The sequence below is a fragment of the Pseudooceanicola atlanticus genome (genome assembly GCF_000768315.1).
Classification (GTDB): domain Bacteria; phylum Pseudomonadota; class Alphaproteobacteria; order Rhodobacterales; family Rhodobacteraceae; genus Pseudooceanicola; species Pseudooceanicola atlanticus.
Genome location: NZ_AQQX01000001.1, coordinates 175,953 through 191,295 on the forward strand (window position 1 = coordinate 175,953; position 15,343 = coordinate 191,295).

General features: G+C 66.0%; 11 protein-coding genes. 7 read left to right on the forward strand and 4 right to left on the reverse strand.

The window, feature by feature from the left end:
* Positions 1-115: 115 nt before the first annotated feature.
* Both ATO9_RS00865 and ATO9_RS00870 read right to left on the reverse strand, forming a co-directional pair.
* On the reverse strand, positions 116-1,513 hold the full coding sequence (locus tag ATO9_RS00865; protein ID WP_043743814.1) for a surface lipoprotein assembly modifier: 1,398 nt from the start codon (positions 1,511-1,513) through the stop codon (positions 116-118).
* A gap of 52 nt (positions 1,514-1,565) precedes the next feature.
* Positions 1,566-2,258, reverse strand: coding sequence for a hypothetical protein (locus ATO9_RS00870; protein ID WP_043743816.1), 693 nt, complete (start codon positions 2,256-2,258; stop codon positions 1,566-1,568).
* A 171-nt stretch (positions 2,259-2,429) separates the two neighbouring features.
* Here ATO9_RS00870 and ATO9_RS00875 point away from each other — a divergent pair, with 171 nt between their 5' ends.
* Positions 2,430-4,625: a sensor histidine kinase gene (locus ATO9_RS00875; RefSeq protein WP_052418015.1), complete on the forward strand. Its 2,196-nt coding sequence runs from the start codon at positions 2,430-2,432 to the stop codon at positions 4,623-4,625.
* Positions 4,626-4,627: 2 nt separating this feature from the next.
* The gene (locus ATO9_RS00880; RefSeq protein WP_043743819.1) at positions 4,628-5,290 is read left to right on the forward strand and encodes a response regulator; all 663 of its coding nucleotides are present in this window, start codon (positions 4,628-4,630) and stop codon (positions 5,288-5,290) included.
* Positions 5,291-5,314: 24 nt separating this feature from the next.
* Here ATO9_RS00880 and ATO9_RS00885 read toward each other — a convergent pair whose 3' ends face one another.
* Entirely contained in the window at positions 5,315-6,007 is a 693-nt protein-coding gene (locus ATO9_RS00885; protein ID WP_043743822.1) for a fumarylacetoacetate hydrolase family protein, read from the reverse strand.
* A gap of 183 nt (positions 6,008-6,190) precedes the next feature.
* Here ATO9_RS00885 and ade point away from each other — a divergent pair, with 183 nt between their 5' ends.
* The 5 genes from ade (at position 6,191) to ATO9_RS00910 (ending at position 13,386) form a co-directional block, all read left to right on the forward strand.
* A complete protein-coding gene (gene ade, locus ATO9_RS00890) occupies positions 6,191-7,891 on the forward strand; it encodes an adenine deaminase (protein ID WP_043743825.1) in 1,701 nt (566 codons plus the stop codon).
* A 240-nt stretch (positions 7,892-8,131) separates the two neighbouring features.
* On the forward strand, positions 8,132-10,231 hold the full coding sequence (locus tag ATO9_RS00895) for a 3-hydroxyacyl-CoA dehydrogenase NAD-binding domain-containing protein (RefSeq protein WP_043745398.1): 2,100 nt from the start codon (positions 8,132-8,134) through the stop codon (positions 10,229-10,231).
* Between the two features lie 12 nt (positions 10,232-10,243).
* Positions 10,244-11,431 (forward strand): acyl-CoA dehydrogenase family protein, encoded by a 1,188-nt coding sequence (locus tag ATO9_RS00900; protein ID WP_043743827.1) that lies wholly within the window; start codon positions 10,244-10,246, stop codon positions 11,429-11,431.
* Position 11,432: 1 nt separating this feature from the next.
* On the forward strand, positions 11,433-12,485 hold the full coding sequence (locus ATO9_RS00905) for an acyl-CoA dehydrogenase family protein (RefSeq protein ID WP_043743830.1): 1,053 nt from the start codon (positions 11,433-11,435) through the stop codon (positions 12,483-12,485).
* Between the two features lie 103 nt (positions 12,486-12,588).
* The gene (locus tag ATO9_RS00910) at positions 12,589-13,386 is read left to right on the forward strand and encodes a thioesterase family protein (protein ID WP_162183046.1); all 798 of its coding nucleotides are present in this window, start codon (positions 12,589-12,591) and stop codon (positions 13,384-13,386) included.
* A gap of 25 nt (positions 13,387-13,411) precedes the next feature.
* On the opposite strand, the gene ATO9_RS00915 is transcribed toward ATO9_RS00910, so the two are convergent.
* The gene (locus tag ATO9_RS00915) at positions 13,412-15,310 is read right to left on the reverse strand and encodes a cation:proton antiporter domain-containing protein (RefSeq protein ID WP_043743831.1); all 1,899 of its coding nucleotides are present in this window, start codon (positions 15,308-15,310) and stop codon (positions 13,412-13,414) included.
* Positions 15,311-15,343: the final 33 nt, after the last annotated feature.

The following is a 15,343-nucleotide window of genomic DNA, read 5'->3' on the forward strand; positions in this document are numbered from 1 at the left end:
GTGCAGAAATTGCCGCTCACCCCCTGTTGAAACGGGGGGCGCCACAATTTGCCGCAGTGCAGCGTAGACTGTTGGCAATCTGCCGGGCCGGAATTGCCGGAACAGAGCGATCAAATCAGAACTGCTTGATCAGGCCGACCCGGGCGGACAATTCGTCGAAGCTGTAGACGAAGATGTTCGAATTGCGCCGTGTATGGCTGACCTCAAGCTCGGGTGCGAAGCCGGCAAAATTGATCTGCGAATGGCTCATCCGCAGGGTGGCCGACAGCTGTTCGTCGCGGCGGGTGGCACCGAAGACGAAACTCGGGCCGTCGAATTGTGCCTCGCGCCAGGTCACGTCCATGCCGATGCGCAGCCCGCCGCGGAACAGGTAGGTCGCGCCCAGCCCGGCATCCCAGGCCGAAAAGGCCGCGCTGGCCTGGGCCGCGTCGTTTCGCTCCAGCCGCAACAGGCCTCGGACGCTGAATTGCGGCGACAGCGCATGGGCATAGGACAGGACGCCAAGCGCGCGGGTGCCGTCCAGCCCCGGTGCGCTGTCATGGTCCAGCTGTTCGGCCACAGCGAAGACCTGCAGACGGTCGCGGTTCGTCGGCATGGTGGTCAGCCCGAAGGTCAGGCCCGGGCCCTTGGAATAGGGCTTGTTGTCGATCCAGCGCGCGGAATAGGTCACCCCTGCCTCGACCTGGGTTCGCTGGGACAGGTCATGCACCAGCGCGATTTCGGCCCGCATCCGCAGATCGTCGGGCGCGTTGCCGTCAAACAGCTCGACGGTGGAGGACAGGCCAAAGCGCAGACGGCTGCGCGGCCCGATGCGCGGCGCGTAGCTGACGCCGCCATCCAGCTGCACGCCCATGGCGCTGCGCTTGCGGGAATTGGGGTTGATCCGGACCAGGCCGAAGGGTCCGCGGAACGTCGTGGCACTGGTCGCCTGCGCCGCATTGGTCGAAGGCACGAGGGAAAAGCCGAAATAGCCGCTCAGCGGCCGGTCGGTGCCAAGCGCGCTCAGCCCTTCCTCGGCGCGCAGGCGGTCGGCCTCGGACCGGGCACCGGCCAACCCTTCCGAGAAATGCAGCCGCGCGCGATCCGTCTGACCGGTCTCGGTCAGCACCTCGCCCAGGGCGATGCGGAACCGAGGGACATCCGGGCGGCTGGCGACCAGCGCCTCGAGCCGGGGCAGGGCGTCGTCGCGGCGGCCCAGCTGGCGCAGCAGCACCGCCTCGCTCCACAATTTGCGTTCAAGATCGGCGGGGGTGGTCGGCTGCCAGGCAAGCAGGACAGCAAGCGCGTCCTGCATCCGTCCCTGGCTGACAAGGGCGATGGCATGGTCCGCGGGATTCGCTTGGGACGAAACGGTTTCAGCCATCGCCCGGGGCTGCGGGGGGCGCAGCGCCGTATCGGACCATACGGGTCCGACAGGGGTCATCAGCCCGAACAGGCCGATGAATAGGAACAGCCAGCGACCCAAGGATCGCTGGCTGCCGCGGCCCGGAAACTTGTCAAAGGTATTGGTCATATAATGGACCGCTGGCGCCCCGGACCTCACTCCGCCCGGGGCGCTGACCGGATTACTGGCGGTTGGCGTAGAAGTTGGGATCGGCCGATCCGACTTCGGGTGCGCCGGTCAGCACAGGCTGCACGCTTTGCACCGAGGTGTCGTAAATCTGGCTGGAGCTGGACCCGACGATCGCGGATTCGTCGTCACCGCGGAACGTGCCGGTCAGCATCATGTTCGCGCGGTAGGTCTTGCCGCCGGACGTCCCGGTGCCGGTCAGCGCGATATTCGCGATGCCGCTGGTCTGGCCGCCCGGGTTGAACTGGCTGGGCGGGACGACGACACGGGTGATGGAGCTTTGCGCACTGGTGTCCACGTCCATCTCGTCGATCAGGTCGAAGGGCTGGCCGTTCAGCTCCCCGCGCAGGTTGGTGGCCTTGCCGGACCATACGTTGCCGCTCTGACCGTCGGTCCAGGTGGCGTTCAGCGTCAGGTCTGCCAGAACGTTGCCGACGGCCTGCGCATTGGTGTCGCTCAGAACCTGGAAGGTTTCGCCCACATAGGTCGCATTCAGCGAGGTCGGCATCGTGGTGGTCGGCAGCTTCGCATTCGCGGCATCCCGAGACGCCTGGAAGGCGGCCGGTGCCGCGCTCGTATTGGATGTGCCGCCGCTGGTCGAGGCGGTGCCGCCACCGGTCGTGTTGCAGGCTGCCAGCGCCAGCACGGACAGGCCGGCGGCAAGCTTGGTCGTCAAAGAAAATTGCATATTCGAAAGTCTCCAATTGCGCATGAAATTGCGCTGTGGCGATATCAATACCGATTGGATCGCAACATTCCCCCCCCTGTTCAGGGGGGGAACAAGCCCTTGATCACAAGATAGTTTAACTTTGGTGACCGGTTTCCATTCGCCAGCGCATTCATAATTGGACCGACCGACTTGAAACGTTCCCTTGCCTTGCCCTTCTACGTGCTCAGCGCGCTTGCCGTGCTGTCGACCATACTGGTCCTTTACCTCGACCTGTCGCAGCCCTGGATGGGCCTGCGCCTGGCGCCCGCAGAGTCGGGGCTGCGGGTCACCGGCGTCGCCGAGACAGGGCCCGGGGCGGCGATCGCCCCCGGCACGATCCTCACCGGGATCAGCACAGGCGAGGCACGGGTGGCCTTGGACGCCATCGACAAGATGGAAGAACCGGACGGCCTGCCCACCGTCACGCGCCTGTACGAGTTCTTCGCCAAGCAGGGGCAGATGCACGACATGCTCCGCTCCGGGCAGGTGTTGCTGACCACGGCAGGGGGCGACAGCATCTCTGTCGCGCCGCGCGACACCCGCCCGGTCGCCGACCTGCCTGTCGTCTTCTGGGTGCAGCTGTTCGTGGGATTCGCTGCGACCCTCCTGGGCGGTTGGGTCCTGTCGATGCGCAGCCGTGAACCGGCAGCAGGCTACCTGGCCCTGTCTGGGGTCGGCCTGCTGATCTCGTCCCATGCGGCGGCGTTCTATTCGACCCGCGAACTGGCAGTGGCCGAGCAGGTCTTCGCCTGGGCCTCGTCGATCAACAGCCTGGGCGCGATCACCTTCGGCATCGGCATGATCAGCCTCTTCCTGGTCTATCCCGCGCGCTACCTGCCGAAATGGGCGCCGGGCCTCGTCGTCGCGGTCTTCGGCACCTGGGGCCTGCTCGCCTACTTCCGTGTGCCCGAGCCCATGGCGTTCAACATCCACCTGCCCGTCCTGATCGAGATGTCCCTGATCGTCGTTGCCGCGATCGGTCAGGTCTTCGCCACCCGCGGCAAGCCCAGCGAACGCGCTGCCCTGCGCTGGTTCGGTCTGTCGGTGGTGATCGGCGCGGGCGGTTTCGTCAGCCTGATCGCGCTGCCCCAGGCGCTTGGCCTGCAACCGCAGATCAGCCAGGGATACGCTTTCGCATTGTTCCTGATCGTCTATGTCGGGCTGGGGCTGGGCGTCGCCCGCTACCGCCTGTTCGACCTCGAGTTCTGGGCCTTCCGGGCGCTCTTCTATGCCGGCGGCGTGGCGCTGTTGCTGCTGCTGGACGCGCTCCTGATCTTCGCGGTGACGATGGACCGGATCCCGGCCTTCTCCTTCTCGCTGCTTTTCGTGGCTTTGGTCTACCTGCCGGCACGTGACACGATGGCCCGCTGGCTGAACGGGCGGCAGGTCCTGTCGACGGCCGACTTGTTCGACCTCGTGTCGGGCGTGGCGCTGGCGCCCACGGGACCCGAGCAGCGGCAGAAGATGATCGACCTGCTGGCCGAACTGTTCCAGCCCATCCGCATCGAACCGGCCCCCGCGCCCGTCGTCCAGCCCGCCCTGCGGCAGGAGGGCGAGGCGATGGACGTACCCGGTATCGACGGGGTCGAGGACCTGCGTATGCACTGGCCGCATCGCGGGCGGCGCCTGTTTTCGGCGCAGGATGCCGCGCGGGTGTCCAACGTGCTGCAGATGGCGTCGCAATTCGTCGAACGCCGCCGCGCCTACGAGGCTGGGGCCGAACAGGAACGCCAGCGGATCAATCGCGACATGCATGACAATATCGGGGTGCAATTGCTGGGCGCGCTGCATTCCTCGGATGCCGGGCGCAAGAACGACCTGATCCGCCAGACCCTGACCGACCTGCGCGAAACCGTGTCGAACCCCAGCGGTGAGCCGACCGAACTGACGGTGCTGCTGGCCGACATGCGGGCCGAGATCGGTGAACACCTGGCCTCGGGCGGGGTGGCGCTGGACTGGCAGGTCGATGTGCCCGACATCCGCGTCTCGCCCATGGCGGTCAATTCGATCCGGGCGATCCTGCGCGAAGGCGCCAGCAACATCCTGCACCACGCAGCCTGCGACCGGGCCGAGATCCGGGTCAGCCAGGGCGAGGGGCGCGAGGCCGATCACCTGGTGCTGACGATCTCGGACAATGGCGGCGGGTTCGATCCTGACCGGCTGATGCAGAAACCCGTGGGCGGACGTGGCAACGGGCTGCGCAACCTGCGCTCGCGGACTGAGGCGCGGGGCGGCAGCTTTGCCATCCGTACGGCGCCGAACGGCACCGGTACGACCCTGCGGGCGGCGCTGCCGCTGGGCGCGGACCCGGTGCCACTGGTCTACCTGAGGGATGCGGGAGAGTGAGCATGGGCGACGGCCAGCCGGGCACACGGCCCTACCGGGTCCTGATCCTCGAGGATATCGCGGAAACCCGCGACTGGTTGCGCGCCATCCTTCAGGAGGCTTACGGCGAGGTCGATGTCGAAACCGCCGCCATGCTGCGCGAGGCGCGAGCGATGGTGGATGACGGCTACGATCTGGCGCTCTTGGACCTCGGCCTGCCGGACGGGTCGGGGCTCGACCTGCTGCGGATCATGAAAGCACGCCATCCCGGCACGCTCTGCGTCGTGACGACGGTGATGGGCGATGACGCCACGGTGGTGGCGGCCCTGTCGGCCGGGGCGGATGGCTACCTGCTCAAGGAAAACCCGGCCAGCGTGCTGATCCGGCAATTGCAGCAGATCCTGGATGGCGTGCCCGCCCTGTCGCCGTCCATCGCGCGCCGCATCATGGACCATTTCCGCCTGACCGGCCCCGCCTCCGACGAGGACGTCCGGTTGACGGATCGCGAAACCGAGGTGCTGGGCCTGATCGGGCGCGGGCTGCGCAATGCCGAGGTCGCGCGGGAGCTTGGCATCGCCGAAAGCACCGTCGCCAGCTATATCAAGGACGTCTACCGCAAGCTCGGCATCTCGTCCCGGGCCGAGGCCGCGTGGCATGCCAGCCGCCTCGGGCTGGCCCGCCGTTGACAGCAGCGCCGCCTTCAGCGCTGTTCATTCCGGATCGGTGAGCGTCAGCAGGACCGGGTCCAGCCCCTCGATCCGCCCTTCCAGGACATCCCCGGCCTGAACGGCCCCGACACCGGCGGGGGTGCCGGTATAGATCAGGTCGCCCGGCGCCAGGTGGTAATAGCCCGACAGGTGCGCGATCACGGCGGGGATGTCGTGCAGCAGTTGGTCCAGCCGCGCATGCTGGCGCACCTCGCCATTGACGGTCAGCGTGATCTCCTGCTTGGCTACCTTGCCGAAATCGCCGGCCTTGGTGATCGGACCGATCACCGCCGCGTCCTCGAAATCCTTGCCGAGGTCCCAGGGGCGACGCTTGTCCTTGCCGTCCTGCTGGCGATCCCGCCGGGTCATGTCCAGCCCCGTCGCATAGCCATAGACCGCCGCCTGCGCGGTATCGCGGTCGCCACGGAAAACCGGCGCGCCAAGGGCCACGACCAGCTCCATCTCGTGATGGAAATCCTGGGTACCGGGGGCGTAGGGCACGCTGGCGCCCGACAGGCACAGATGCGCGGGCGCCTTGGTGAAGTAGAACGGCGCCTCCAGGTCGGGCTGATGGCCCATTTCCAGCGCGTGATCGGCATAGTTGCGCCCGACGCAGAAGATACGGCGCACGGCATAACCGTCGCTCTCGCCATTGACGGGAATTTCGGGGATCGGGGGGAGGGAGAAGAGGCTCATGAACGGCTCCTTGTGCTTTGCATCCTGTATCGGTCCATTCCCGGGCGGGGTAAAGGGCGGCAGGGGTACGGGCGGCCCTGCACGGACCGCATGGCACCTGCCCGTAGGGTGCGAAACGGCACCAATGGACTGGACATTCGCCGCCCCCTGCGCTTGCCTGATCCCAACCAGCAGGAGCCGCCCATGACCCAACCGCTCTCCCGTCTCATTTCACAGGGGCGTGGCGATGCGCCCGCCGATATCGTCCTGCGCGGGGGCGAGGTCTGGGACATGGTCACCGGCAGCCGCATTCCGGGCGATGTCGCGATCTGCGGCGATACCATTGTCGGCATCGGTGCCGATTACGAGGGCGAGCGGATCATCGACGTGACCGGCCAGACCCTCGTGCCCGGCTTCATCGACACGCATCTGCATATCGAAAGCTCTCTGGTCACCCCGCATGAATTCGACCGCTGCGTCGGCCCGCGCGGGGTGACCACCGCGATCTGCGACCCGCACGAGATCGCCAACGTGATCGGCGTGCCCGGGATCGAATATTTCCTCGCCTCCGCCAGCGAGACGCTGATGGATATCCGCGTCAACCTCAGCTCCTGCGTGCCGTCCTCGCATATGGAAACCGCCGGGGCGCAGATCGAGGCGGACGACCTGACGCCGCTGATGGACCATCCCCAGGTGATCGGGCTGGCCGAGTTCATGAACTACCCCGGCGTGATCTTCCAGGATCCCGGCTGCATGGCCAAGCTCGAGGCGTTTCGCGGGCGTCATATCGACGGCCATTGTCCCCAGCTTCTGGGCCGCGACCTGAACGCCTATGTCGCCGCCGGCATTCGCACCGAACACGAGGCGACCACCGCCGAAGAGGCGCGCGAGAAGCTGCAGAAGGGGATGCGCGTGCTGATCCGCGAAGGCTCCGTCTCCAAGGACCTTCACGCGCTTCAGCCGCTTCTGACCGAACTGACCTCGGCCTATATGTGCCTGTGCACCGACGACCGGAACCCGCTGGATATCGGCGAACACGGCCACCTGGATTACATGATCCGCGAGCTGATCCGCCTGGGCTGCCCGCCCATTGCCGTCTACCGCGCCGCCTCTCTTTCCGCGGCAGAGGCGTTCGGGCTGAAGGATCGCGGCCAGGTCTCTCCGGGCAAGCGCGCCGATATCGTCGCCATCCCCGATATCGCCGAGTGTCGCGCCAGCATGGTCATGTCCGCCGGCGTGGTGATGGAGGACGCGGCCTTTGCCGCCCGTCGGATCACCCCGCCCGTCGGCCGGAATTCGGTCAAGGCACCGCACCTGACGCCCGATCATTTCCGCACCGGTGGCAACCGCACCGAAACGGACGTGATCGGCATCGTGCCCGGCAAGATCATCACCGAACACTTGAAAGAAGAGATCGCGATCACCGATGGCGACAAGCGCCCGGATCTCGATCGCGACCTCGTCAAGATCGCCGTGGCCGAACGCCACGGCAAGAACGGCAATGTCGCCACCGGATTCGTGAAGGGCTTTGGCCTGAAACACGGCGCGATTGCCGGGACGGTCTGCCACGATCACCACAACATTGCCGTCGTCGGGGCCGATTACGACGACATGGCCCTGGCCGCGAACCGCCTGTCAGAGCTTCAGGGCGGTTTCGTCGTGGTGCGCGACGGCGCGGTGCTGGCCGAACTGGCCCTGCCAGTTGCCGGCCTGATGTCTACCGAGCCGTTCGAGGTCGTGCATGACACCCTCGTCGACCTGCGCAAGGCCGCGCTCTCGCTGGGCGTCACGCTGGACGAACCCTTCCTGCAACTGGCTTTCCTGGCCCTGCCGGTCATCCCCGCGTTGAAGATCACCGACCGCGGCATGGTCGACGTGGTCAAGTTCGAGATTATCCCCGGCTGACCTCGTTTCGCACCGTGGTCTCCGGGCCCGGCGCGGACCTCCGCGACCGTTCTTCCGGCGACGTCGGAGGATACCGCGCGCGGGTGCTTCAATTCTGCACTGCAAAACTCAGTTCCACTAATTGACGCCCCGCCCCCCGCGCCTTAGGTTGCGCCGCAAGAGGGAGGGGAACTGACCCGCCGGTCACGTGCTGCGCGGCACCCTCCCATGGACGACAACCCGAAAGGCAAGGGGACAACCATGGCCGAAGCCAATTCCACCAGCGACGCCGTCAGCTACGGCTACGAGGGCGAGGTCGCCCTGATCTGCATCGACAATCCGCCTGTCAACGCCACCGGCATCGCCGTGCGCGAAGGGCTGGTCGCCGCGGTCAAGGCGATCAACGAAGAGGCAAAGGCCAAGGCGATCGCCATCTACTGCGCCGGCCGCACCTTCATCGCGGGGGCCGACATCCGCGAATTCGGCAAGCCGCCCAAGATGCCCTCGTTGACCGAAGTGCTCAACGATCTCGAGGCGAGCGCGATTCCCACCGTTTCGATCATCCACGGCACCGCGCTGGGCGGCGGCTATGAAACCGCGCTGGCCACCCATGCCCGCGTCGGCATGAAGGGCGCCAAGTTCGGCCTGCCCGAGGTCCTGCTGGGCATCATTCCTGGCGCCGGCGGCACGCAGCGCCTGCCTCGTGTCTCCTCCGTCGGCTTCGCGCTGGACATCGCCGTGTCCGGTCGCCACGCCCCGGTCGAGGAAGGCTTTGAAAAGGGCGCCATCGACCGCATCGTCGAACCCGGCGACCCGCGCGAGATCGCCATCGCCATGGGGCAGGAGGTCATCGCCGGCACCCTGCCGACCCGCCGCACCGATCAGATCGAGGCCAAGGCCGATCCGGAAGCGATCAGCAACACGCTCGCCATGGTCCAGAAGAAGAACCCGCACCTGATCAACCTGGCCGAATGCGTCAAGGCAATCGAGGCCGCGACCCTGCCGCTGGCCGAAGGGCTGGCCAAGGAACGTGAGCATTTCATGACCTGCATGAACTCGCCCCAGCGGTCCGGCCTGATCCACGCCTTCTTCGGTGAACGCGCCGTGTCGAACATCCCCGAGGCCAAGGGCGACACCCGCCCGCTGGACAAGATCGGCGTGATCGGCGGCGGCACGATGGGGTCGGGCATCACCACCTCCTGTCTGCTTGCGGGCATCCCCGTGCGCCTGATCGAAGTGCAGCAGGAAGGCCTGGACCGCGGCGTTGCCACGATCACCAAGAACCTCGACGGGGCCGTGTCCCGCGGCAAGATGAGCCAGGACAAGCGCGACGCCGCGCTGGCCATGCTGGAACCCTCTCTGGCGATGGAAGACCTGGCCGATGTTGACCTCGTGATCGAAGCCGTCTTCGAAAAGATGGAGATCAAGAAGGACATCTTCGGCAAGCTCGACACGATCTGCAAACCGGGCGCGATTCTGGCGTCGAACACCTCGTATCTGGACGTGAACCAGATCGCCGAGATGACGAACCGTCCGCAGGACGTGCTGGGCCTGCACTTCTTCTCGCCGGCCCACGTGATGCGCCTGCTGGAAATCGTGCAGGGCGCGAAAACCGCGCCCGACGCGCTGGCCACCGGCTTTGCCCTGGCCAAGAAGCTCAAGAAGGTCGGCGTGCTGGCGCAGGTCTGCGACGGCTTCATCGGCAACCGGATCCTCGGCCATTACGGCAAGACCAACGCCTATCTCGTGCTCGACGGCGCGTCCCCGCAGCAGGTCGACACCGCGCTCGAGGCGTTCGGCTTTGCCATGGGGCCGAACAAGGTCGGTGACCTTGCGGGGCTCGACATCGGTTACATGACTCGGCAGCGCAAGAAGGAAGAGGGCATGGACCCGAACGAGCGCTATGCCGGCGACGTTGCCGACAAGATCTGCGAAAACGGCTGGTACGGTCGCAAGACCGGCAAAGGCTACTACATGTACGAAACCGGTGCTCCGGTGCCGAACCCCGAGGTCGAGAAGATCATCGACGACGTCCGCGCCGAAAAGGGCATCACGCCCAAGGATTTCAGCGACCAGGACATCGTCGACCGCTACATGACCGCCATGATCGCCGAGGCCACCCGCGTGGTCGAGGACGGCACGGCGAAACGCCCCGTCGATGTGGATATGGTTTTCCTCTTCGGCTACGGTTTCCCGCGGTTCCGCGGTGGCCCGCTGCACTACGCCGACACGATAGGCGCGAAAGAGCTGGTCGCCCGTATGGAGGAGTACGCCAAGGAAGACCCGCATTACTGGCAGGTGCCTGAATTGCTGCGCAAGATGGCGGCGGACGGGACCACCTTTGCCGACATGAATTCGTAAGGAGGAACGAAGATGGACCTGAACTTCACCCCCGAAGAAGAGGCCTTCCGTCAGGAGGTTCGCGATTTCTTTGCCGAGAACCTGCCGGATGACATCCGGGACGCGGTCAAGAATGGCGGCGAGCTGACCAAGGAGATCATGGAACGCTACCACGCGATCCTGAACAAGAAGGGCTGGCTGGCCACCACCTGGCCCAAGGAATTCGGCGGCCCCGGCTGGGGCCCGGTCGAACGTCACATCTTCGACGAGGAAAGCTGCGCCGCCTATGCCCCGCGCATCGTGCCCTTCGGCCTCGGCATGCTGGGCCCGGTGCTGCAGAAATTCGGCTCCAAGGAACAGCAGGATTACTACCTGCCGCGTATCCTCAACGGTGATGACTGGTGGTGCCAGGGCTATTCCGAACCGGGCGCCGGGTCGGACCTCGCCTCGCTCAAGACCCGCGCCGTCAAGGATGGCGACGAATGGGTCATCAACGGCCAGAAGACCTGGACCACGCTGGGCCAGCATGCCGACTGGATCTTCTGCCTTGTCCGCACCGACCCGGACGTGAAGCAGCAGGAAGGCATTTCCTTCATCCTCGTGGACATGTCGACGCCCGGCGTCGAAGTGCGCCCGATCAAGCTGATCGAGGGCGGCCACGAGGTGAACGAGGTCTTCTTCACCGATGTCCGCGTGCCCCTGAAGAACCTCGTCGGCGAGGAAAACAAGGGCTGGACCATCGCCAAGTACCTGCTGACCCATGAACGCACCGGCATCGCCGGCGTCGGGTTCTCCATGCTGGAGCTGGAAGAGGTCAAGGCGCTGTCCAAGAAGATCATGCGCAACGGCAAGCCGCTGGCCGAAGACCCGCTCTTCGCCGCCCGCGTCGCCCAGGCCGAGATCGACCTGGAAGCGATGAAGCTGACCAACCTGCGGATGCTCTTCACCGCGCAGAAGAACGGCTCCCCCGGTCCGGAAACCTCGATCCTCAAGATCAAGGGCACCGTCATCAACCAGGAGCTCAAGGACCTACGCCGCCGTGCGCTTGGCCCCAATGCCGCGCCGTTCCCCGGCTCGCTGTCCGGGTCCAACCTCGACGTGGCACCCGAAGGCCATGCCAACAACGCGGCGCGTTACTTCAACAACCGCAAGACCTCGATTTTCGGTGGCTCGAACGAGATCCAGCGAAACATCCTGACCAAGACCATGCTGGGGCTGTGAGATGAATTTTGACCTGACCGAAGACCGCCAGATGCTGCAGGACAGCCTGCGACGCTACCTGGGCGACAAGTACCAGATCGAACATCGCAACAAGGTGGCCTATGCCGAACCCTTCCACGATCCCGCCAAGTGGGGCGAGCTGACCGAACTCGGCGCGCTCTTTGCCCTGGCGCCTGAGGATGCGGGCGGCATGGGCGGCGCCGGCTTCGACATCTCCGTCGTGTTCGAGGAACTGGGCCGCGTGCTCTGCCCCGAACCCGTGCTGGGCGCGCTGATGGCCTCGCGCCTGATGACCGCCGCCGGCGCGGATCAGGAGGCGCTGCTTTCGGGAGAAACCCGCTACGCGGTCGGCCTTGGCGAACTGGATGCGCCCTATGACCTGTCGGGCCTCTCGACCACCGTGAAGGATGGCAAGGTCTCGGGCCGCAAATCCGTGGTCTATGGCGGCCAGGCGGCCGACGTGTTCCTGATCGCGGCCAAGGACGGTGACAGCCTGTCCGTCTACGAGGTCCAGGCCTCCGACGCGTCGGTCACCGGCTATGCCATGATGGACGGCGCCGGCGCGGCCGAGGTCGTGCTCGAGGACGCCCCGGCCAAGCTGCTGCTTGCCGATGCGGATGCCGCCATCGAGGACGCGGTGAATGCCGGTGTCGTGGCGCTGTGTTCCGAAGCGGTTGGCGCGATGGACGTGCTGCACAAGATGACCGTGGAATACCTCGGTCAGCGCAAGCAGTTCGGCCGTCCGATCGGCACCTTCCAGGTGCTTCAGCACCGCGCCGTCGACATGCTGACCGAGATCGAGCAGAGCCGTTCGATCGTCATCAAGGCCGCTGCCGAACTGGGCGGGCCGGATGCCACGCGTTATGCCTCCATGGCCAAGAACCTGATCGGCCGCGCCGGTCGCCTCGTGGCCGAGGAAGCGATCCAGATGCATGGCGGCATCGCGATGACCTGGGAATATCCCGGCTCCCATTACGCCAAGCGCATCATCATGATTGACGCCCAGCTGGGCGATACCGATTACCACCTGTCGCGCGTCGCCCAAGTCGCGTGACAGCATCGGGCCGGGGGAAACTCCGGCCCGTCTTGCATGATCGTCTTTCATGACCGGGCCAATGCCTCTGGCCCCCGAAATTCCCGAAGATCAGGACAGTGACATGAGCGAAGAGAAGGTCCCCTCCCTCGGTGACATGGTGCGCGACCTGTCGGGCCAGGATGGCCGGATCGCGGCGCATATCTCGCCCCATTGGATGCAGGGTCGCACGGCCTTCGGCGGCATCACCGCCTCGCTTGCCCTGGCCGCCACGCGGCTGGCACAGCCTGACCTGCCGGCCCTGCGCTCCATGCAGGTCAGCTTCCTGCGGCCGATTGCCGAAGACGTCACCTTCGAGGTCGACCTGATCCGCCAGGGCCGCACGTCGTCTTTCGTTCAGGTCGATTGCGTGTCGGGCGGCAAGGTCGGCGCGCGCTGCACCTTCGTCTTCGGCGCGGCGCGCGAAAGTGCCTATGCCCACGACTACATCGCCCCGCAGACCGTGCCGCTGCCCGATGATTGCCCCGACCTGGTCCGCCGGTCCTCCGGCCCCAGCTTCTTCCGCAATTTCGAGGCCAAACTGGCCGATGGCGCGCAGCTGGCCAGCGGGTCGGACCGGCCCGAAATGGTCGTCTGGACGCGCCTTGCCGCGCGCGACGATGTCGACCCGGAAATCGCCTTCATCTGCAATGCCGACAACCTGCCCCCCGCCGCCATGGCGACCTTCACCAAGGGCGCGCCGGTCAGTTCCGTGACCTGGGCGCTCGACGTGGCGCGGATGCCGCAGGACAATGACTGGCAGCTGACCCGCACGACCTCCAAGCACGCCGCCGACGGCTATTCCGTCCAGGACATGGAGATCCGGGCCCTCGACGGACAGCTTCTGGCCTCCGCCCAGCAGATGGTCGCGCTGTTCGCCTGACCGAAGTCGCGGGGCAGGGCGCGGCCTAGCCCTGCTTCGTCCCGCCCTCGGCCTCCACCTCGTCCATGACCTGGCGCATCCGCCCGTTCAGCTCTGCCTCCCAGGTGGGCATGTTCTGGCGGACATGGGCCGCATAGGCGCTGTCTTCGCTGTTCGCCGCCTCGGGATCGTAAAGCTCGGCCAGTTCCAGCATCATGGAGCGGTCGAAATCCTCGAACACGTCGACGATCCGTTCGGCCCGGTCACGGGGATAGCCCATGGCCTCGAACACCGACCGCGTCGCCCGGATCGAACTGTCATAGGTCTCGCGGATGATATCCCGGCAGCCGACCGACCACAGGTCGTAGACATGCCAGCGGTCGATGGCACGGGCCACCACATGGACATGCGGGTGATGCTCATGCACGTGCCGCGCCAGTTCGGTGATGGATGCCTTGCCGTCGATGGCGATCACCAGGATCTTGGCATGGTCTATCCCCGCCGCATGCAGCAGGTCGGGCCGCGTCGCATCGCCGAAATAGACCCGCAGCCCGTATTGCCGCAGCATCTTCAGCTGTTCGTCGCTGTAATCGACCACCGTCGCCTTGATCCCCGCCGCCTGAAGCGTGCGGTTCACGATGCCGCCGAACCGTCCATGCCCGGCGATGATGATACTGCCATCGGCCTCGATATCGTCGGCCTCGCGCTGCTGGTCGCGGGAATAGCGCGGCGCGATCACCCGGTCATAGAGGATGAACAGCGCAGGCGTCAGCAGCATCGACAGCGCCACCACCAGCAGAAGGATATCCGCCACCTCGCGCGGGATCACCGCCGAGGCCACGGTGAAGGACACCAGGACAAAACCGAACTCCCCCGCCTGTGCCAGGCCCAGCCCGAACAGCCACTTGTCCCCGCCCGACAGGCGGAACGCCCGGCCCACCACCAGCAGGACGAAGGATTTCAGCACGATCAGCCCGATTGTCAGGGCCAGGATCAGGGCAAGGTTCTCCAGCAGCAGGGCAAAGTCGATGCTGGCCCCCACGGTGATGAAGAAGACGCCGAGGAAGATGCCCTTGAACGGCTCGATATCGCTTTCCAGCTCGTGTCGGTATTCGCTGTTGGCCATCACCACGCCCGCCAGGAAGGTGCCAAGCGCGGGCGACAGCCCGACCATGGTCATCAGCAGGGCAATCCCGACCACCATCATCAGCGCCGCGGTCACGAACAATTCGCGCAGCCTTGCCCGCGACACGAAGCGGAAGATCGGGCCGGTCAGGTACATCCCGGCCAGGATCACCACGCCGATGGCCGCCAGCGTCACCAGCGCGGTCTGCCACCCGGCCAGCCCGTCGACCAGGCTCAGGTTCAGCCCGGCCTCGCCATGCCCGTCGCCATGGTCATCGGCGTGATGCAGCGCCTCGGACAGGTCGGGCAGGGCCAGCAGCGGGATGAAGGCCAGCATCGGGATCACCGCGATATCCTGCAACAGCAGGACCGAGAAACTGGCCTGCCCGCCATCGGACCGCATCAGCCCCTTCTCGTTCAGCGTCTGGGTCGCGATCGCGGTCGAGGACAGGGCAAAGACCATGCCGATGGCCAGCGCGACGCTCCAGGGCTGGCCCATCAGCATTGCCACGCCCATCACCGCCGCCGCCGTCACCGTGACCTGCAACCCGCCCATGACGAAGATGCGCGCGCGCATGTCCCACAGGGTGCGCGGCTGCATCTCGAGCCCGATGAGGAACAGCATCATGACCACGCCAAACTCGGCGAAATGCTGCAACGCGATCACGTCGACCCCGGCCCAGTACAGCACCGGCGACACCGCGATCCCGGCAATCAAGTAGCCCAGCACCGATCCCAGCCCCAGTTTCGAGGCGATCGGCACCGCGACCACCCCGGCCAGGAACAGCGTGAATGTTATGAACATGAACTCGGCGGTCATCGTCAGGGTCCTTGGCTCGGGCCCCGAGGGGCG